This window comes from Streptomyces sp. NBC_00568 (assembly GCF_026341855.1).
GTDB lineage: Bacteria > Actinomycetota > Actinomycetes > Streptomycetales > Streptomycetaceae > Streptomyces.
The window spans coordinates 278,208-296,779 of sequence record NZ_JAPENW010000001.1; the positions used below are offsets into that span (position 1 = coordinate 278,208).

The 18,572-nt window shown below is 72.7% G+C and carries 15 protein-coding genes and 1 pseudogene; 6 read left to right on the forward strand and 10 right to left on the reverse strand.

Features of this window, described 5'->3' with window-relative positions; all coding sequences use genetic code 11:
- Positions 1–7 precede the first annotated feature (7 nt).
- Positions 8–445 carry a PPOX class F420-dependent oxidoreductase gene (locus tag OOK38_RS01235; protein WP_266763943.1) on the reverse strand — a complete coding sequence of 146 codons (438 nt, stop codon included), beginning with the start codon at positions 443–445 and terminating at the stop codon, positions 8–10.
- 116 nt (positions 446–561) lie between these two features.
- On the opposite strand from OOK38_RS01235, the gene OOK38_RS01240 reads away from it, so the two are divergent.
- The 3 genes from OOK38_RS01240 to OOK38_RS01250 are packed head-to-tail and all read left to right on the forward strand — an operon-like array spanning position 562 to position 3,854.
- Complete coding sequence (locus OOK38_RS01240) at positions 562–1,143, forward strand: TetR/AcrR family transcriptional regulator (RefSeq protein ID WP_266763942.1); 582 nt, start codon at positions 562–564, stop codon at positions 1,141–1,143.
- 2 nt (positions 1,144–1,145) lie between these two features.
- Positions 1,146–2,597, forward strand: a complete 1,452-nt coding sequence (locus tag OOK38_RS01245; protein WP_266765938.1) for an MFS transporter — start codon at positions 1,146–1,148, stop codon at positions 2,595–2,597.
- A gap of 30 nt (positions 2,598–2,627) precedes the next feature.
- Positions 2,628–3,854, forward strand: a complete 1,227-nt coding sequence (locus OOK38_RS01250) for a serine hydrolase (RefSeq protein WP_266763941.1) — start codon at positions 2,628–2,630, stop codon at positions 3,852–3,854.
- 12 nt (positions 3,855–3,866) lie between these two features.
- Here OOK38_RS01250 and OOK38_RS01255 read toward each other — a convergent pair whose 3' ends face one another.
- The 3 genes from OOK38_RS01255 to ribA form a co-directional block, all read right to left on the reverse strand.
- Positions 3,867–5,033: an MFS transporter gene (locus OOK38_RS01255; RefSeq protein ID WP_266763940.1), complete on the reverse strand. Its 1,167-nt coding sequence runs from the start codon at positions 5,031–5,033 to the stop codon at positions 3,867–3,869.
- Positions 5,034–5,262: 229 nt separating this feature from the next.
- Positions 5,263–6,249 carry an ornithine cyclodeaminase family protein gene (locus tag OOK38_RS01260; protein WP_266763939.1) on the reverse strand — a complete coding sequence of 329 codons (987 nt, stop codon included), beginning with the start codon at positions 6,247–6,249 and terminating at the stop codon, positions 5,263–5,265.
- Positions 6,246–6,953 (reverse strand): GTP cyclohydrolase II, encoded by a 708-nt coding sequence (ribA, locus tag OOK38_RS01265; RefSeq protein ID WP_266763938.1) that lies wholly within the window; start codon positions 6,951–6,953, stop codon positions 6,246–6,248. The genes OOK38_RS01260 and ribA overlap by 4 nt, the downstream gene beginning before the upstream one ends.
- Positions 6,954–6,993: 40 nt before the next feature.
- On the opposite strand from ribA, the gene OOK38_RS01270 reads away from it, so the two are divergent.
- Positions 6,994–7,755: a creatininase family protein gene (locus OOK38_RS01270; protein ID WP_323178776.1), complete on the forward strand. Its 762-nt coding sequence runs from the start codon at positions 6,994–6,996 to the stop codon at positions 7,753–7,755.
- Between the two features lie 137 nt (positions 7,756–7,892).
- On the opposite strand, the pseudogene OOK38_RS01275 reads toward OOK38_RS01270, so the two are convergent.
- The 5 genes and pseudogenes from OOK38_RS01275 to OOK38_RS01295 all read right to left on the reverse strand — a co-directional run.
- Positions 7,893–9,050 (reverse strand): annotated as a pseudogene (locus OOK38_RS01275) (lysylphosphatidylglycerol synthase transmembrane domain-containing protein); the annotation flags it as partial.
- Positions 8,969–9,850, reverse strand: coding sequence for a class I SAM-dependent methyltransferase (locus OOK38_RS01280; protein WP_266765937.1), 882 nt, complete (start codon positions 9,848–9,850; stop codon positions 8,969–8,971). The pseudogene OOK38_RS01275 and the gene OOK38_RS01280, both read right to left, overlap by 82 nt.
- 53 nt (positions 9,851–9,903) lie before the next feature.
- On the reverse strand, positions 9,904–11,127 hold the full coding sequence (locus tag OOK38_RS01285) for a glycosyltransferase family 4 protein (protein WP_266763936.1): 1,224 nt from the start codon (positions 11,125–11,127) through the stop codon (positions 9,904–9,906).
- The gene (locus OOK38_RS01290; RefSeq protein WP_266763935.1) at positions 11,124–11,522 is read right to left on the reverse strand and encodes a 6-carboxytetrahydropterin synthase; all 399 of its coding nucleotides are present in this window, start codon (positions 11,520–11,522) and stop codon (positions 11,124–11,126) included. The genes OOK38_RS01285 and OOK38_RS01290 overlap by 4 nt, the downstream gene beginning before the upstream one ends.
- Before the next feature lie 136 nt (positions 11,523–11,658).
- Positions 11,659–12,639 carry a zinc-binding alcohol dehydrogenase gene (locus OOK38_RS01295; protein WP_266763934.1) on the reverse strand — a complete coding sequence of 327 codons (981 nt, stop codon included), beginning with the start codon at positions 12,637–12,639 and terminating at the stop codon, positions 11,659–11,661.
- A gap of 108 nt (positions 12,640–12,747) precedes the next feature.
- On the opposite strand from OOK38_RS01295, the gene OOK38_RS01300 reads away from it, so the two are divergent.
- Entirely contained in the window at positions 12,748–13,551 is an 804-nt protein-coding gene (locus OOK38_RS01300) for a CDP-alcohol phosphatidyltransferase family protein (protein ID WP_266763933.1), read from the forward strand.
- Between the two features lie 54 nt (positions 13,552–13,605).
- Here OOK38_RS01300 and OOK38_RS01305 read toward each other — a convergent pair whose 3' ends face one another.
- Entirely contained in the window at positions 13,606–17,322 is a 3,717-nt protein-coding gene (locus OOK38_RS01305) for a choice-of-anchor D domain-containing protein (RefSeq protein ID WP_266763932.1), read from the reverse strand.
- Positions 17,323–17,670: 348 nt separating this feature from the next.
- Here OOK38_RS01305 and OOK38_RS01310 point away from each other — a divergent pair, with 348 nt between their 5' ends.
- On the forward strand, positions 17,671–18,552 hold the full coding sequence (locus OOK38_RS01310; protein WP_266763931.1) for a DNA-3-methyladenine glycosylase: 882 nt from the start codon (positions 17,671–17,673) through the stop codon (positions 18,550–18,552).
- The last annotated feature ends 20 nt before the right edge of the window (positions 18,553–18,572 follow it).

Below are 18,572 nucleotides of genomic sequence, written 5' to 3' on the forward strand. Positions count from 1 at the left end.
TTCCGCCTCAGCGTCCGGGAATCCCGTACGCCCGCTCCACGCGCAGCCGCAGGACGAGCCGGTCGTCGCGGACCATGGCTGCGCGGTACTCGTCCCAGTCCGGGTGTTCACCGAGCACGTCCCGGTACACCCGGATGAGCTCCTCGACCGTGTCGTCGGCCGGGTCCTCGGCGACGGGCGTCAGTTCGGCCGTGCCCTCGACGACCGTGTACGCCCACCGGTCCGCGCTGGTCACGTGGTACGAGGCCCGCGGATCCCGGCGCAGATTGCGGGTCTTGGCGCGGTCGTCGGTGAGCGAGACGCGGATGATCCCCTCGTCGGGGTAGTAGAAGTGGCTGACGTTCGACAGCTGGGGCCGGCCGTCCTTCTTGAGGGTGACGAGCACTCCACCCTTGTACTCGGAGAGCAGCTTGAGCAGTGCGTCCTGGGTCGCTTCCTCAGTCATGTCTTGTTCAACGCTCGGGATCCGGCACGTCATTCCGCGCCGACGCCCTCCAGGAACCCATCCCCACCGGGGCACACTGGTAGACACTGTCTACTTCCTCCTGGTAGACAGTGTCTATGAATGATCGGGAGACCACCGGGCTGAGGACGCGCCTGATCGACGTCGGCGTCGATCTCGTCACGAGGGAGGGCGCGCAGGCCCTGACACTGCGGGAGATCGCCCGTCGGGCGGGGGTCTCGCACGGCGCCCCGCGCCGCTACTTCCCGACCCATCTGGAGCTGCTGTCCGCCATCGCGCACCGCGGCTTCACCGACCTCCAGGCACGGGCGGCGGAGGCCGGCGGCGACAGCGGGGCCGATCCCCGTGCCCGGCTCACCGCCCTGGCGAAGGTCTACCTGGACTTCGCGCTGTCCCAGCGCGGCATGTACGAGCTGATGTTCCGTCACGACCTGCTGGAGAGCAATCGGTTGGGGCTCCGCGAGACCAGCCTGCCGATGTTCGGGGCGCTGGTGGACCTCGTCGGCCGGCTGCGCCCGGACGCCGAGGCCCGGATCGTCGCGGGTGCCCTGTGGGCGAACCTGCACGGCATCGCCCAACTGTGGGGCTGGGGCAGCCTGAAGCTCGCCACGGGCGCCGACGGCTTCCTGCCGCTGCTGCACGCGGCGCTCGACGCGCACCTCGGGCCGGAGGAGCGGTGAACCTGCCCGACGCTCCGGTCGCCGAACGCCATTACGCCTCCGCGGCCGCGCACCGCCGGGTCACCCTCGCGAGCAGTGTCCTCGGTGCCGTCATCGTCGCCCTCGACGGCACGGTCCTCACCATCGCGCAGCCCACGCTGCAACGCGATCTGGACGCCTCGTTCGCGCGGGTCCAATGGACCAGCACCGGGTATCTCATCGCGGTGGCGGGCCTGTTGGTGTTCGCGGGACGCCTCGGGGACCGCTACGGCCATCAACGGGTCTTCGCCCTCGGCATCCTGGGCTTCGGGGCGGCATCGGCGGGGATCGGCCTCGCGCCCGGGATCGGCTGGGTCATCGCGCTGCGGGTCGTGCAGGGCGTGTTCGGCGCGCTGCTGCAACCGGCCACGCTCGGGATGCTGCGCGCCGCGTACCCACCCGACCGGCTCGGCATGCCCATCGCGCTGCGGACGAGCGCCATCGGTCTCGCCGCTGCCGCCGGCCCGCTGCTCGGCGGCGCTCTGGTCAGCCACTTCGGCTGGCGGTCCGTCTTCTTCCTGAACGTGCTGCCCGCGCTGGTGATGGGCGCGCTCGCGCTCACCGTCCGGGCGCCGGCCGACGCGGAGCGCGGGACCGACCGCCCGGCCGCGGCGGGTGGCCTCGGTGTCCCGGGCGCCTGTCTGCTCACCGTGGCCCTGGTCGCCCTGGTGCACACACTGGTCGCCGTACCCGACGCCGGGTGGACGACTTCGACCGTGGCCGGACTCGCCGTGGTGGCCGCCTCCGGCGCCGCGTTCGTACGCCGGGAGCGCCGCGCCGCGAGCCCTCTGGTGCCGTCCGACGTCCTCGGCTCGGCGACCATCGGCGCGGCGCTCGGCATTCTGGTGGCCGCCTCCGCCGCGATGCTCGGCACCCTGTTCGTCGCCAGCTACCACCTTCAGGGAACCCTTGGGCTGGACCCGCTGCAGACCAGCCTGCGGGCCCTGCCGGGCGGCGTGACGATGGTGCTCGGCGCTCCCGTCGCCGCCGTCCTGCTGCGCAGGCTCGGCCCGCGGCGGACCACCGTGGCCGGAACGCTCGTCCTCACGCTCGGCGTCCTGCTCCTGGCCCGGCTCGACGAGGCGTCGACGGCCGTGCCCATCGGACTGGGGTTCCTGCTGCTGGGCGCCGGTTTCGCCACCGTCATGGTGACCGCGACGGCGGTCGTCGTACGGCAGGCCTCCGCGGCGTCGGCCGGTGTGGCGGGCGGGCTGCAGCAGACGGCGATGAACATCGGGCCCACCCTGGGGATCGCGGTGGCGGCCACGCTGATGACGGTCACCCCGGGCACCGCCATCGGCCCCCCGCTGATCACGCTCGCGGCGATCTCCGCGGCGGGGACACTGCTCGCCCTGCGGCTTCCGGGGCACAAGAAGACGGTGACCGCCGACCGGGGGAGCCCGGACGACGGGTCACCAGCGCGTACGGGACGATGAAGAACACGAGCCGCAGCCCGGAGGAGAGCCATGCGACATCTGCGACAGGAAGTCGAGCCGGGATCGGTCGGCCTCGACGCCGAGGCGCTCGGCCGGCTCGACCGGCACTTCGCCCGGCTGGTCGACGACGGCAGGCTGCCCGGATATCTGGTCGCCGTCTCCCGGCACGGCCGGGTCGCCCATCTCACCACCTACGGCAGACGCGACCGCGAGGCCGGACTCCCGGTGGAGAGCGACACGCTGTGGCGGATCTACTCGATGACCAAGCCGGTCACCTCGGTCGCCGCGCTGATGCTCCTCGAAGAGGGCCGCCTCGGACTCGACGACCGCGTGGCCGACTTCCTTCCGGCCTTCGCCGAACCGCGCGTCCACGTCGGCGGAAAGGGGCCCGACACGACGACGCGTCCGGCCGAACAGCCCATCCTCATCCGCCACCTGCTCACCCACACCGCGGGCCTGACCTTCGGCTTCTACCACGCGCACCCCGTCGACGGGCTCTACCGGGACGCCGGTCTGGAGTCGTCGGTGGCCCCCGGCGCGGACCTCGCCGGGACCTGCGACGTCTACGCCGGGCTGCCGCTCCAGTTCGAGCCCGGCACCCAGTGGAACTACTCGGTCGCCACCAACGTCCTCGGCCGGGTCATCGAGGTGGTGTCCGGCCAGGACCTCGACGTCTTCCTCCACGAGCGGATCTTCCGCCCGCTCGGAATGGCCGACGCCGGTTTCCACGTCACGGACGAACAGGCGGGCAGACTGGCCGAGTTGTACGGCGACGACGACGAGGGAGGGATCACTCCGATCCCCGGGCTCCCGCTGCGCGGCCGGCCCCGCTTCCTGTCCGGCAGCGGCGGGATGGTCGCCACCGCCCACGACTACCACCGCTTCATGGAGATGCTCCGGCGCCGCGGCGAACTCGACGGAACCCGTCTGCTGCGCCCCGGGACCGTCGACATGATGGCGGCCAACCAGCTGCCCGGCAACGCGGACCGCCGCTCCTTCGGCAGCCCCGTCCACCAGGAACCCGGCAACGCGGGCCTCGGATTCGGCCTCGGCGTCTCCGTCGTGGTGGACCCGGCGCTCACCCGGGCCCCTTCCAGCGAGGGCGCGTTCGGCTGGAGCGGGGTGGCCACCACGACCTTCTGGGTCGACCCCCGGCGCGACCTGACCGTGCAGTTCCTGAGCCAGCTCCGCCCGACGGCCTCCCACTCGGTCTTCCCCGAGCTCAAGCGGCTGGTCCACGAGGCGGTGCGGTCCTGATCTCCGCCCGGCTCAACTCGGCTTCGGGGTCGTCCGGTTGATCCGGTACACGTCCCGAACGCACAGGTTGAGCACCGTGGCGGCGACAATCACGCCGGCGCACACCAGGAGCACCTCACGGTCGGACCAGGCGCCGGCCGCGAGGGCGGCGAGCAGGTAGCCGAGCGGAATCGCGAGGCGCTCCCCGACACTGTTGAAGGAGCCCGCGCGTCCCAGCTCGGCGTCGGGTATATGCAGTTGGAAGGCGGTCGTCCACGCGACGATCGCGACGTCCAGACCGACTCCCGCGATCAGGGCGGCGAACAGGACGGCGGGCAGCGGCAGTCCGAGACCCATCGCCGTCAGCGGCAGAAACAGCAGGGAGGCGGTGCAGACGGCGACGGCGAGCAGCCGGTACGGCTTCCACCACAGGCACACCAGCGCGCCCGCCAGCAGGCCGAGCGCGAACGCGCCCTGCACCAGGCCCCAGGATCTCGCGCCGGAGTACAGCGTCGCGGCGAGGACCGGTCCCAGCATCTGGAATCCGGCCAGCCAGGCGGCGACCACGACCATCCCGGCCACCGTGTAGGTCCACAGCCAGGTGCGGGAGCGGAATCCGGCCCATCCGGCCCGCAGATCGCTCAGGGCGCTGTGCGCGGTGACGGGGGCGTCCAGTCGCAGCCCGTGCAGCAGCAGGGCCGCGATCAGGAACGTGAGGGCGTCCCAGGACAGCGCCCATCCCGGTCCGCAGAGCGCGACGACCAGCCCGCCCACCACGGGCCCGAGCACCCGTACCGCGTTGCTCGGCAGCCTGACCAGCGCGTTGGCCCGCTGCAGGTGCTCCGCCGCCACCAGTTGGTTCACGACGCCCTGACCGGCGGGCACGGTGAAGGCCACGGCGACTCCCGACAGGAAGCCGCACGCGGCGATGGAGGCGGTGGAGGCCGCGCCGCTCAGCACGACGACGGCGAGCGCCCCTTGTGCCGCCGCCGCGACGAGGTTGCCCACCAGCAGGATCCGGCTGCGGGACATCCGGTCCGCGAGCACCCCGCCCACCAGTAGAAAGGCCACGGTGGGAACGGTGTTCACCGCCAGCACCAGGCCGAGCGATCCTGCTCCGCCGCCTTCTCCGATCACCGCGTAGGCGAGCGCGAGCGGCGCCATCGCCGATCCGGTCGCCGAGATCAGATTGGCCAGCACGAACCGTCTTCATGGTTCTCCCCCACCACCCGGAGGGGGACCTGCCGGGTCCGCTCGGACGACTCCAAGTGCCCGGCGATCATACGAGGTTGACCTCGGGGCGCGATGACTGCGCCACCGCCCGCCCTGCCAGGACGACGAGCCATGCCCGTGCTCAAGACGCCGCCGCCGACGGCCGTGGGCGCCGAGTCCGTGCGCCGGGCTCAGCCGACGACCACGCGCGCCGGGGTCATACGCCGGGCCCCGCCGCCCGGGCCGCGTGGATGACGGCCCACGCCGCGGCGGCGTCCTGGATGCCGAGCCCGACGCTGTTGTAGAAGACGATGTCCTCGGGGCGCGTGCGGGCCGGACGCCGGCCGGTGAGCACGTCGCCGAGCGCGATCAGGTCCTTCGGGGCGAGCCGCCGCTCCCGCAGCGCGTCCACCACGGGCCCGGCGTGCTCGGCCGCGGTCCCCGGGTCGTCGACGACCACCGCGTCGGCCCGCCGGAGGACCTCCGCGTCGACCTCGCTGCGGGTGGGTTCGAACGATCCGACGCTGACGACCGTGCAGCCCGGGGCGAGCCAGGAGCCCCGGACGACCGGCGTGGCGCTGAGGGTGCAGGCGGCGACCATGGGCAGCCCCGCGACGGCCTCCTCGGCCGAGTCGACGGCCTTCACGGCGACCCCGAGTTCGGCCGCGAGGCGCTGCGCCGCCAGGGCGCGCCGGCCGGGGTGCGGGCTCCACAGCCGTACGGACCGCAGCTCGCGCACCCGGGCGACGGCCCGCGCGTGGGCGAGGGCCTGGGTGCCGGAACCGAGCAGGCCGAGCTCCGCGCTGCCGGCGCCGGCCAGCACGTCGAAGGCGACGGCGCTGGCCGCGGCGGTGCGCAGGGTCGTCACCGCGGTGCCGTCCATGACGGCGACGAGCCGCCCGGTGACCGGGTCGAGCGCGTTGATCACCGCGTGGACGGACGGCAGCCCGGCCGCCGCGTTGCCGGGGTTGACGCTGCCGATCTTGGCGACCGCCCCGGTGTCCGCGGACAGGCGGGCCAGGTACGCGAACACGACGCTGTCGTCGAAGCGGCTGGGGTGCATGATCTTGCCGGGCAGTTCCGCGGTGCCGTCACCGAGCGCGGTGAAGGCCGCGCGCTGCGAGGCGATCGCCGCGTCGGTGTCCAGCAGCCGTGTCACCTGCTCGCGCGAGAGGAACAGCGGGCCGGGGTCGTCCTGGGTCATTCCTCAGTGATAACCGTCTTCGCCGATTCGCAAAAGATCGCCTTGGTCCACTCCTCGCTGTCCAGGTGGGGCAGGTAGTGGTCGAGGCGCTCCCGCTTGGTCAGCAGATAGCTGAGGTTGTCCTCGCACGGCGGTATCAGCAGCGGCACCTGCTCGGCGACCTTGATGCCGTGGCGCAGCAGCGACTCGCGCTTGCGCGGGTTGTTCGACAGCAGCCGTACGGACCGTACGCCGAGGTCGTGCAGCATCTCCGCCGCCACCCGGTAGTCGCGGGCGTCCACCGGCAGCCCGAGGGCGACGTTCGCCTCGACGGTGTCGAGACCCTCCGCCTGGAGCTTCATCGCCTTCAGCTTGGCGAGCAGTCCGATGCCCCGGCCCTCGTGACCCCGGAGGTAGACGAGGATGCCGCGGCCCTCGGCCACGATGGCGCGCAGCGAGTCGACGAGCTGGGGGCCGCACTCGCAGTGCTGCGATCCGAAGGAGTCGCCGGTGAGGCATTCGGAATGCAGCCGGGTGAGCACGTCCCCTTCCCGGAGAGTGTCCAAGTCGCCGTAGACGAGGACGACTTGTTCCTCGCCACGGTCGTGGTCGAGGTAGCCGACGGCATGGAAATCGCCGTACTCGGTGGGCAGTGGGGCAATCACGACTCGTTCGACACCTGTGAGGTGGGCATTCCCGCCGAGTACGCCAAAGTTATCTGTCATGATCTGGTTCCTAAGCAGAGTCGAAAGGGCCGTGAAAAACATGAGTAGTTCGGGAACGCGCGCGACGGTGTCCGGTGTGCTGCCGCTGGACACCACGGAGGACGTCCGCGAGCGGGGGGCCGGTGTCGCCCGTCAGGTCGCCGTCCTTCCCGTCGGCAGTCTCGAACAGCATGGCGCCTACCTGCCCCTGACCACGGACACCCTCGTGGCGTGCGCCATCGCGCGGGAGATCGCGGACGCCTATCCGGTGCATCTGCTTCCTCCGGTGACGATCTCCTGCTCGCACGAGCACGCCGGCTGGCCGGGTACCGTCAGCATCTCCTCCGTCACCCTGTACGCGGTCGTCCGGGACATCGCCGCCTCGCTGCGCCGCTCCGGCGTCGACACCCTGGTGGTGGTCAACGGGCACGGCGGTAATTACGTGTTGGGCAATGTAGTCCAGGAATCCGCGGGCACCGGTACGCGCATGGCGCTTTTCCCTGCCATGGAGGACTGGGAAGGCGCGTGTGAACGGGCCGGTGTGCAGACGTCGTTGCTCACTGATATGCACGCGGGAGAAATCGAGACGTCCATTCTCCTGCATGCCCATCCGGAATGCGTCAAAGACGGTTATGAGGCCTCCGATTTCGTCGCCGACGACCGCCGGCATCTGCTCACCCTCGGCATGTCGGCCTACACCGAGTCCGGGGTCATCGGCCGTCCCTCGATGGCCCGCGCCGAGAAGGGGAAGGAGCTCCTCGCCGGGCTGGCCGAGGCCTTCGGAGCGTATTTCTCGCTGCTGACGTCCGAGACGCTGCACTGATCAGGCCCTCCCGCGCTCTCCTCGCGGGGGCGCCGGAGCGCGGCACCCCAGCGGACGACCAGGACCGCGGCGCCGGGCAGGCTCGCCGCGAAGCTGAGCACTCCGTAGATCACCGCGACGGTGAGGCCCATGCCCGCGCCGAGCCCGGCGGCGCCGAACGCCCAGGCGGTGACGCCCTCGCGGGGGCCCCAGCCGCCGATGTTCAGCGGCAGCCCCATGGCGAGCAGCGCGAGCAGCGCCAGCGGCATCAACTGGGCTACGGACGCGGTGGATCCGGCGACCCGGGCGGCGAGCACGAACATCGTCAGGTGACCGGCGAGCACCAGCACCGACGAGAGCGTCACGCCGGGCCAGCTGCCGCGGGCCAGCAGAGCGCCCCGCGCCTCGGCGAGCGCGCCGCGGACGGCGCCGTACCGGACGGCACCCACGGGGGCCCGGCCCTTGCGGACGGCACCCACGGTCACCACGCCGCACACCGAGACGATCGCGAGAATCAGCGCGGCCTCGCGGGACTCGGCGAGCACCGGTGACGGCTGGGTGAGCAGCACGATCGCACCGACGGCCACCAACACGGCCTGTCCCGCGGTGCGTTCGAGCACCACCGCGCGTACGCCCCGGCCGATGTCACCGGCGCTCTGCCCGTGCCGGACGGCGCGGTGCACATCGCCGAGGACTCCGCCGGGCAGCGCGGCGTTCAGGAACAGCGCACGGTAGTAGTCCGCGACGGCCGCGCCCAGCGGGAGCCGGATGCGCAGCTCACGCGCGACCAGGCACCAACGCCAGGCACTGAACACCGTGGTGAGCAGTCCGATCCCGATCGCCGCCCACAGTGTCGTGGCGTCGATCCGCCGGAGGCCGTCCAGGAACACCCCCGTGCCGAGCCGCCAGAGCAGCACGCCGAGGATGAGGACGCCCGCGACGGTGCCGAGGTGCGTACGGAGGCGACGGTCACCGAGCCGGGCCCGCAGGCCCCGCGCTGTTCCGGCCGCCGCGGGGCTCCCGGCGTCCGCGGCCGGGCCGGACTCCGGCCGGGTGCCCTCGGCGGCGGACTCGTGCACATCCGCACCGGGCTCGGCGAGAGTCCGGGCCTGGCCCGCGGTCGCACCCGGCGCCGCGGGGGTCCGGGGCAGGCTCGTGTTCAGGGGCGGGCCGTCGAGGCCGGGGGGCGCGGCCGCCGGGGCGGAGGCCACTCCCACCGTCTCCAGGCCCGCGCTCACACCGCACCCCCGGTCGGGTGCGGCAGGGCCAGCACATCGCTGTGGTGGACGACGACGCGCAGCTCGCCCGCGGCGCACGCCGCCAGGCGGGAGTTCAGATACGTCTCCGCCCGTGCCGCCAGGTCGGGGCGCTGTTCCACCGCCGCGCCGACCCAGCCGCGCAGCCACTCCGCGGTGAGGGCGGCCTCGTCGGGGCCGAGCCGCCAGGGGCTCGGATGCACCCGCACCGTCGCGCCGTGGCGGCCGAACGCCTCGCAGGCGGCCGTGATGGCCTCCGGGCCGAGCAGTTCGCCGCGCCGCTGGTGGGCGTCGAACGCCTCGGCGATCTCGGCGTCCATCGGCTCGGCCGGGGTGAGTTCGACGCGTCCGACGACGGACAGCGTCAGCAGGGCCGGCACACCGGCGCCGGCGCAGGCCGCCGCGAGCCGGTCGATCTCCTCGCCGGTGAGCACGTCGAGCAGCGCCGACGCGGTCACCAGGGAGGCGCCGGCCAGGGCGTCCGCGGTCAGCCGGCCGATGTCACCGCGCTGGGTGGTGACGCCGACGTGGCTGCCGTCGGCCGCCGCCTTGGGCGCTCCGACCGTGGCGAAGTGCAGCAGGTACGGGTCCCGGTCGTGCAGGATCCAGTGCTGGGCGCCGTCGAGCCGGGGCGCCAGCCAGCGCCCCATGGAGCCGGTGCCGCAGCCCAGGTCGTGGATGACCAGGTCGCCGCCGCGCACCGGCCGGTTGGCCAGCCGGATGCGCAGCGGGTCGAGCAGATCGGCCGCCCGCGCGGCGGCGTCGGCGGGTTCGCGCAGCTGGAGCCACTGGGGCGCGAAGCGCGGCACCTCGTCGGTGTCCGCATCCCCGACTCGCTGACCGGGCACGCCCGTCCTCACCTTCTCCTCGGGAAGGCCGGAGTCCGGCCCGCTCGCGGGAGTCGTCGCGGTACTCACGCGGCCCTCCGGGGTTCGTGGGGCAGCCGGCCGAGCACACCGGCCAGGCTGCGCGCGGTGGTCGCCCAGCCGTCGAGCGCGGCGCGCCGTCCGCGGGCGGCGGCCTTCAGCCGCCGGCGTACGTCGGCCTCGCCGAACCAGCCGCGCAGTTCGGTGGCGAGCGCCGCCGGGTCCTCCGGCGGTACGAGGATGCCGGGCACTCCGCCGTCGGGGGCGCGTCCGACGGCCTCGGGCAGACCGCCGACGTCCGTGGCGAGCACCGGGATGCCGCGTGCCAGGGCCTCGGTGACGGCCATGCCGTAGGTCTCCGCGTACGAGGTGAGGACCATGAGGTCGGCGGCGGCGTAGCTGGCGTCGAGTTCGGCACCGGCCTGCGGTCCGGCGAGGTGCAGCCGGTCACCGAGGCCGTACTTGGCGATCAGGCCGCGCAGTTGGGCGACGTAGGCCGGGTCCTGGCCGAGTCCGCCGACGCACACGCAGCTCCAGGGCAGGTCGGTGACGGTCGCGAGGGCCTCGATGAGGCGGTGCTGCCCCTTGCGCGGGGTGACGGCGGCGACGCACAGCAGCCGCGAGACACCGTCGGTGCCGGAGGCGAGCGGTGCGATGTCGGCACCGGGCGCGGCGACGTGGACACGGTCGGGGGCGAGGCCGTGGTGGGCGACGAGCCGGCGGACGGCCCAGTCGCTGGTGGCCACGACGGCCGACACGGCCCGCAGTGTCGTACGTTCCCGGGCGTCCAGGTCGGCGGCCACGGCGGGCTGGAGTCCGGTCTCGTCGCCGAGCGGCAGGTGCACGAGCACGACGAGACGCAGCCGGTCGGCCTCGGGGACGACGATCTCGGGGACGCCGCAGGCGACGATCCCGTCGAGGAGGACGACCGTGCCGTCGGGCAGGTCGGCCAGTGTCCTGGCGAGTTCCGTACGGGCGGAGATTCCGGGGCGGGGCCATTCGCCGGGGACGGCGTGCCGGTGGACCTGCCAGCCGAAGCCGGGCAGGTCCAGGCAGAGCCGGCGGTCGTAGGCGTTGCCGCCGCTCGGCGCGGTCGCGTCGTCGACGCCGCCCGGCATCACGAAGTGCACGGAGCGCAGGGACATGGGGATGATCTCGGCGTTCTTGAGAGCCGTGTGCTGCACGGGCACGTAGTTGAGGGCGCCCGGGCCGACGGTCGCGGAGGTCTGGCCGGACCGTGCGGACGCCTGGTCGAGGCTCACGTCGGTCACAGGGCACGCTCGTAACTCGCCCAGGCGATGTGCGACTCGTGCAGGGTGACGGTGATGCCGGTGAGTCCGTGGGCACCTTCGCCGAGGGCTCCGGCGTGCACGCGGTCGGCGAGCCGGTCGGCGACGACCTTCGCCAGGAACTCGGTCGAGGTGTTGGTGTCCTTGAAGTCCGGCTCGCTGTCGAGATTGCGGTAGTTCAACTCGCTGACGACGGCGCCGAGCTCCTGCGTGGCCAGTCCGATGTCGACGACGATGTTGTCGTCGTCCAGCTCGGTGCGGCGGAAGGTGGCGTCCACCAGGAACGTCGCCCCGTGCAGGCGCTGCGCGGGTCCGAAGACCTCGCCACGGAAGCTGTGGGCGATCATCAGGTGATCGCGGACGGTGATGCTGAACAACGGACGACCCTCCAGGTGCGGTGCGTCTGATCCTCTGCCGGGATCACGTCGTGTAGTACGGCTGTCCGGTTCACCTTGTTCAGCCGCTTGTCGGCCTTTCTTCGGATTGCCTGAGGTCAGGCCGGTTCTCGTCGGCTCAAACCTCTTCGTAGGCCACGCGGTGGCACAGGGCGGGTATCGATCCGGAGGCCAGTTTCCCCATCACGTCGGGTAGTTCTCCGAAGGCGCACTCGCCGGTGATCAGGGCGTCGAAGGCCGGTTCGGCGAGGAGTTCCAGGGCGAGCGCGAGACGGTCGGCGTAGGTCCGTCCGGCCCGGCCCGATGGGGAAACGGAACCCACCTGGCTGCTGCGCAGGGTCAGGCGGCGGGAGTGGAAGGCCTCCCCGAGCGGCAGGCTGACGCGGCGGTCGCCGTACCAGCTCAGCTCGATGACGGTTCCCTCCGGGGCGAGCAGGTCGAGGGCGCGGGTGAGTCCGGCCTCGGTGGCGCTGGCGTGCACGACGAGGTCGAGTTCACCGGCGGCGTCCTCGGGGAGCGCGAAGTCGATGCCGAGCGCCCGGGCGACGGCGCCGCGTGCCGGGTCGGCGTCGACGAGCTGGACCCGTACGCCCGGGAAGCGGGCGAGCAGCGCGGCGACCGAGCAGCCGACCATGCCGCCACCGACCACGGCGATCCGGTCGCCGATCAGCGGGGCGGCGTCCCACAGGGCGTTGACCGCGGTCTCGACGGTGCCGGCGAGGATGGCGCGGGAGGCGGGCACGGACTCGGGTACGACCGTCACGGCGCTGGCCGGGACGACGTACCGCGTCTGGTGCGGGTAGAGGCAGAAGACCGTGCGCCCGAGCAGATGCCCGGGCCCTTCCTCCACCTGGCCGACGCTCAGATAGCCGTATTTCACGGGCGCGGGGAAATCCCCGTCCTGGAACGGCGCGCGCATCGCGGCGTGCTGGTTCTCCGGGACTCCCCCGCGAAAGACGAGGGTCTCGGTGCCCCTGCTCACTCCTGAGTAGAGCGTGCGTACGAGCACCTCGCCCTCGGCGGGCGCGGACAGGGCGACGTCCCGGATCTCGCCGTGGCCCGGCGACGCGAGCCAGAAGGCGCGAGCTGTGAGTTCCATGAGCGTCCCCCTGAACGATGGAGCAGATCTTCACGTACGGACCAGTGACAAGTCGCGCACACGGTACGCGGCGTTGATCGAATCTGTCATACGGCCGGAGGATGTGCGGTGGCCCTGAACAACACGTACGGCGCGAGGCTTCCCCAGCAGGAGACCATGGTGGGAGCCGGTGTGCAGCTCCTGCTGCTCGCCCTGCTGGGCACGGCGATCGGGCTGGGACCCGCGGGCTGGCTGACCGGTCTCGCCTTCGGGATCGCCACCTGGGCGGTGCTCACCCGTGCCCTGCGGCGCACGCAGCCCAGCTCCTTCGGACCCGCCAACCGTGTCACCCTCGGCCGCGCGATCCTGGTGGGCGGCGTCACCGCCCTGGTCGCGGACTCCTTCCAGAGCTCGCCGCCGGTGAGTCTGCTGGTCGGTCTGACGGCGGTGGCCCTGATCCTCGACGGCGTCGACGGCAAGGTCGCCCGGCGGACCGGCACGTCCTCCGCCCTGGGCGCGCGCTTCGACATGGAGGTGGACGCGTTCCTGATCCTCGTGCTGAGCGTGTACGTCGGGATGTCGCTCGGCCCGTGGGTGCTGCTGATCGGCACGATGCGGTACGCGTTCGTCGCGGCGGCCCGGGTGATGCCGTGGCTGAACGCCGCGCTGCCGCCGAGCATGGCGCGCAAGACGGTGGCGGCCATGCAGGGCGTCATCCTGCTGGTCGCGGGCGCCGGGGTCCTGCCGTACGCGGTGACGCTGGGGGCCGTCCTGCTGGCCCTCGGGCTGCTCGTGTGGTCGTTCGGCCGTGACATCGGGTGGCTGTGGCGGCAGAGCCGCCGTGGACCCGTCGAGCCGGTCCGGAAGGACGGGGCCGGGGACGAGCGGCCGCGGGAGCTGGTCGGCGCGGCCGCGGCCCGTTCCGACCGCTGAGTCACCTGCCCGCGCGGGTGGCACGGTGCAGGTCACGGGTGTCCGCGGGGATGTTCAGTAAGTGATCTTCACGCCGCGGACCGTGTGGTTGTCCGTAGTACTACCGGTGGCGGCGGCAAAACCGACCAGGACGTTCTGCGGCAGGGCGACGGCCGTGTCGATGACCTGTGTGCCGTCCACAGCGACCAGGACGTGTCCGGCGGTCGTCACGGTCACGTCGACGACATGGGTGCCGGTCCGCAGGGCGGGCACGGCGGTCGAGGTGGCGGCATAGGTGAACGGCGAACCGGTTCCGCCGACGGCCACCCCGACGAAGTTGGCCGACGGGTCACCGGTGTTGCGATGGGTGTCCAGGGTGACGGCGATGCCCGGCAGACCCGCGTAGCCGAGGCCACCGCCTCCCGCGCCCAGTGCCGTCGGAGTCGCCTTGGCCGCGTCGAGCAGCAGCAGGGCGAGACCGTCGGCGCCACTGCCGCCGCCGATCGCGGCGGTGAAGGTCGCCTTGAGGCGGGCCGACGGTACGGCGGTGCCCTGGACGGCGGACCCCCTGGCGCTCTGCACGGCCTGGGTGAGTACCAGGTCGGTGCCGGACAGCGCCGCGGAACCGTTGTAGGTCCAGCGGTTGGGGCCGGGCGGCGGCACCGCGTACGAGGTCGCGGTGATGACCGCGTCCCGTACGGAGTGGATGTCGGTCTTGTCGCCGTTGGCGCCGGTGAAGGCGAGCAGCGCCGTCGGCGGCAGCGAGTTGACCGTGGTGTTCAGCAGCCGGATGCCGTCCATCGAGACGGTGAGGGTCTTCCCCGAGACGGACACGGAGACGGTGTGCGGGCCCGAGCGGAGGTTCGGAACGCTGGTGGTGGTCGCCGCGTAGGTGAGGGCCCCGTTGCTCGTGGCGGCGGTGATGCCGACGAAGTTCGCGGACGGCTCACCGGTGTTGCGGTAGGTGTCGAAGGTGATGGCCACGCCGGGCTTGCCCGCCCAGCCGAGGCCGCCGCCGTCGGTGCCCAGCGCGGTGGGGGTGGCTCCGGCCGGGTCCAGGAGGCCGAAGGTGAGGCCGTCGCCGCCGCTGCCACCGCCGATGACCGTGGAGAACGCGGCCTTGAGACCATCGGTGACCACCGGGACCGGGAAGACGGCCGAGCCCGCCTGGTGGGCCGCGGTCCGGGTGAGCTGCAGGTCGGCGCCGGACAGCAGGGCGGAACCGTTGAGCTTCCAGCCGCCGTCCCCGGGTGCCGGGACGGTGACCCGGCCGGGCGCGGTCCCGGTGCCGGTCAGTGATTCGTTCTGCGGTCCGCGGCCGTCGTCGGAGGTCAGCTGGTAGGTACCGGAAGCCGCGCCCACGGCGGTCGGGGAGAAGGTGACCGCCTGGTGGATCACGTCCTCCGGGCCGATGACCTGGCCTTCGCTGAGCGGGTTCGTCACCTGGAACGGGGCCGCGGGCGGGGCCGCCTTGGTGACGGTGAGCGGAATGTTGCCGGTGTTGCTGATGTCGAAGGTCTTGGTGACCGATTTCCCGACGGCCACACTGCCGAAGCCGGTCGACGTCGGGGTGACGGTCAGACGCGCCTCGCCGACCACCGCGCCGCCGGTGAGCCGGACGGCGGCGGTGCCGTTCGTTCCGGTGACGGACAGCGTGCCGGAGTGTTCTCCCGCGGCCGTCGGGGCGTACCTCACCTGGACGGTGACGGACTGCTGGGGCTGGACGAGGGCGCCGTCGGCAGGCAGTCCATCGACGCCGAAGGGCGCGTCCGGTGACGTGCTCGCCGAGACCGTCTCGGCCTCGGTGCCGGTGTTGGTGAAGCTCACGCCCAGGGTCTTGACGGTTCCGGTGGCCACCGTGCCGAACGCCAGCTCGGAGGGGAAGGCGGTGAGGCCGGGGCGGGTGCCGTAGCCGGTCAGCCCGAGCCCCACCGCGCCGGTGTCCGTGGTGACCGTCAGCACCGAACTGTCCCCTCCCGGCGAGGTCGGCGAGAACGACACCGGAACCGTGTAGCTGTCGCCCTCGTGCAGGGTGACCGGCAGGCCGGTGGGCGCGGCGGAGAACTGGCCGCCCGGCGCCGCTGCGACCGCCGAGATCGTGACGTCCTCGGTGGCGGTCACCTTCGCGGTGCCCTGGCCGGTGCCTCCCACGGCGACCTTGCCGAAGTCCACCGGACCGCCGGTCAGCGCGCCGGTGGACGGCCGGCCGAAGCCGAGCACATGGCCGTCGCGGGTGCCGACGTAGACCCTCCCCCCGTCGGTGGCGGGTACGGAGAACTTGGACACGGTGCCGATCGGCGCCGAATAGCGCAGGTTCAGGGTGCCCTTGACCGGTACGGCGTCGTACGCGCGCAGCTGGCCGTTGGCCCCGTTGGAGCCGTCCGAGTAGACCGCCCAGACGAGAGCGGAGCCCGGAGTGGTGCCGGTGGAGGTCACCACGGGTGACCCCGAGGTGTAGCCGAAGGTGCCGGTACTGGTGCCGGTGTTGGTCAGGGTGGGCAGGCCGGCGCCGTTCGTGCCGTAGGCGAAGGCGCGCAACGGACCCTTGCTCCCGATCGTGTAGACGTAGCCGCCCTCACCGCCGTACGCGGCCGGGTGCCCCCAGACACCCTCGTACGGGCCGAAGGTGCCGAGGACGCCGTCGGTTCCGCCGGGGCCCTGGGAACGGCCGCCCAGGTTGTCGCGGTCGAGGAGGAACAGGCGGCCGTCCTTGCCGATCTCCACCAGCAGACGGGGGTGCTGGGCGGTGCCGAAGGCGGGTCCGGGCAGCGCCGTCGGCCCGCCGGAGCCGAGGTCGGTGTCGTTGGTGTCGAGGGTCGGGGCGTTGCTGGGGCTGAAGAAGTCCTGCGCGGACATCGTGCCGTCGCTGTTGACCCCGAGGCGGACCACCGACTCGGCGAGCCGGCCCGGTGGCTGCGAACCCGGGCCGGGCGCCGGGGAGATGCCGTTCCCGGTGGACAGGAACATCCGGCCCGGGCCGTCGGAGACCAGACCGCCACCGCTCATCCAGATGCCCGCCATGCCGTTGGCGGAGGAGTCCTCGGTGGCCCACAGCGTGGTGGCCCGGCTCGTGGTGTTCACACCGAGGACGTAGCCGACGTACGGGCCGACGTCGCAGTGCGACGCGAAGGCCGCGTAGACCGATCCGCCCATCAGGAGCAGGCCGGGCCGCTGGGCGGCGGTGAAGGCGTTGAAGGGGTGGCTCGGGTCGTTGACCGGTGCCCCCTGCACCTTGACCGGCCAGCCTGCGCGCTCGGTGCCGGTCGTCGCGTCGAGCGCGTGCACGTACCAGTTGGGGTGCTGGGTGTCGGCGCCGTCGTTGATCTTCGCGGTGAGGTAGACGGTCTTGGTGGCCGGGTCGTACACGGGTGTCGAGGTGACACCGAAGTTGGGAACCAGGTCGCCGCAGCCGATCGCCGAGGCGGGCCAGGGCGCTCCCAGGTCCTTCGTCCAGTTGATCGTGCCGGACGCCGAGTCGAGTCCGTACACCTTGGCGTTCTCGGTGGCCGCGACGACCGTCCTGCCCGCCACCAGGGGCTGCGCGTACACCTGGCCGTCCACGGCGGTGGAGAACTGCCGGCCGAAGTCGGAACTGGAGACCTCGGAGGGAGCGAGACCGGGCTCGTCGCGGTCCCAGCCGGTCCGCAGGTCGTCGACCGAGACCGTCGGCGCGTCGGCCCGGGCGCGGTCAGCCGCCGGCGCGGGCAACGTGCCTCCGGTGCCGAGCAGCAGACAGCCCGTCAGCAGCGAGAGCAGCCGGTTCGTGGTCCGCCGTGCGCGCGTGCTGGGCATGTCTCCACCTCGGTGCATGAGTGCGCGAGGGCGGAGACCGGCAGGTCCCGCCGGCGATCATGGTCGAGGAGGCGACCCGATATTCATACGATCCCGGAAGGCCGGCCGGGCATGGTTCACCCCGATGGACCAAGGACGCCGCACGGCACAGCCGCGGACGAGGTGACGCCGCGCGGGAGAGTCGCCGACCGGGTGGGAACGCCCGCCGCGGGGCGCTTACCGCAGTCCCGTGCGCGCCGGTCGCCCGTGAGCGCGAAGCCGCCGGAATACCTGACGGAACATGTCATGTATCGCCTCCACAGTGGTGCGCACGGAGGCGGTGGACGTGTCCCGAGCGGGAGGTTGGACATGGCACGGCACATGGTCGCGTTCGAGGTGGCCGGTCCCTGGTCCCTGGAGAGCAGCAGGGAGTTCTGGGAGGAGATGGCACCCCTGCCACCGGCCGGGGCGGCGGGCGCGGGAGCCGCGCTGCGTACGGTGTTCCACGCCGACGCCGACTGGCGGCGGGTCACCGCGGAGGTGACACAGAACGGGTCCACCGCCCACGTCCAGGTCACGGGGGACGGCGATCTGGACGCCGCCGCGGAGCAGGTGCGCCGCTTCCTGTCCCTCGACGTCGACGCCCGCGGCTGGCCCGCGGTGGGCGACCGCGACCCCGTGATCGGCCGGATCCAGGCGCGCCGGCCGGGACTTCGCCCGTGCGGCTTCCATTCTCCGTACGAGGCCGCCTGCTGGGCGGTGCTGACCCAGCGCACCGGGAGGGCGGCCGCCCGTGGCATGCGCGACGACCTCGTCGACCGCCATGGAACCGGCGGCGCGTTCCCGGCGCCCGAGGCACTGCTCCGGATGGACACCGAACTGCCCTGGCGCAAGACCGAATACCTGCACGCCGTCGCCCGGGCGGCCCTCGACGGACTGCTGGACGGCGAGCAACTGCGTTCCCTGGAACCGCGGGACGCGATGCGGCAGGTCCAACAGGCCAAGGGGCTGGGCGCCTTCGCCGCCGAACTGGTCGTCCTCCGCGGCGCGGGCCACCCCGACGTCCTGCCGACCCAGGAACGCAGACTCGCCGCGGAGATCACCGAACAGTACGGACCGGACCACGACCTGACCGGGATCTCCGGGAACTGGCGGCCGTACCGCACCTGGGCCGCGCTCCATCTGCGGGTCCTGCGCGGCGAACGCATGGGCGCCGAACGGGCCCGCGGGACGCGGACACCCACGCGATGAAGCACGCCCGCCCCACCCGC

Bases quoted from the DNA above. Each gene is read 5' to 3' on its own strand.
- OOK38_RS01235 (WP_266763943.1), bottom strand. From the start codon at position 445: ATGACTGAGGAAGCGACCCAGGACGCACTGCTCAAGCTGCTCTCCGAG.
- OOK38_RS01240 (WP_266763942.1), top strand. From the start codon at position 562: ATGAATGATCGGGAGACCACCGGGCTGAGGACGCGCCTGATCGACGTC.
- OOK38_RS01250 (WP_266763941.1), top strand. From the start codon at position 2,628: ATGCGACATCTGCGACAGGAAGTCGAGCCGGGATCGGTCGGCCTCGAC.
- OOK38_RS01260 (WP_266763939.1), bottom strand. From the start codon at position 6,249: ATGACCCAGGACGACCCCGGCCCGCTGTTCCTCTCGCGCGAGCAGGTG.
- ribA (WP_266763938.1), bottom strand. From the start codon at position 6,953: ATGACAGATAACTTTGGCGTACTCGGCGGGAATGCCCACCTCACAGGT.
- OOK38_RS01270 (WP_323178776.1), top strand. From the start codon at position 6,994: ATGAGTAGTTCGGGAACGCGCGCGACGGTGTCCGGTGTGCTGCCGCTG.
- OOK38_RS01295 (WP_266763934.1), bottom strand. From the start codon at position 12,639: ATGGAACTCACAGCTCGCGCCTTCTGGCTCGCGTCGCCGGGCCACGGC.
- OOK38_RS01305 (WP_266763932.1), bottom strand. From the start codon at position 17,322: ATGCCCAGCACGCGCGCACGGCGGACCACGAACCGGCTGCTCTCGCTG.
- OOK38_RS01310 (WP_266763931.1), top strand. From the start codon at position 17,671: ATGGCACGGCACATGGTCGCGTTCGAGGTGGCCGGTCCCTGGTCCCTG.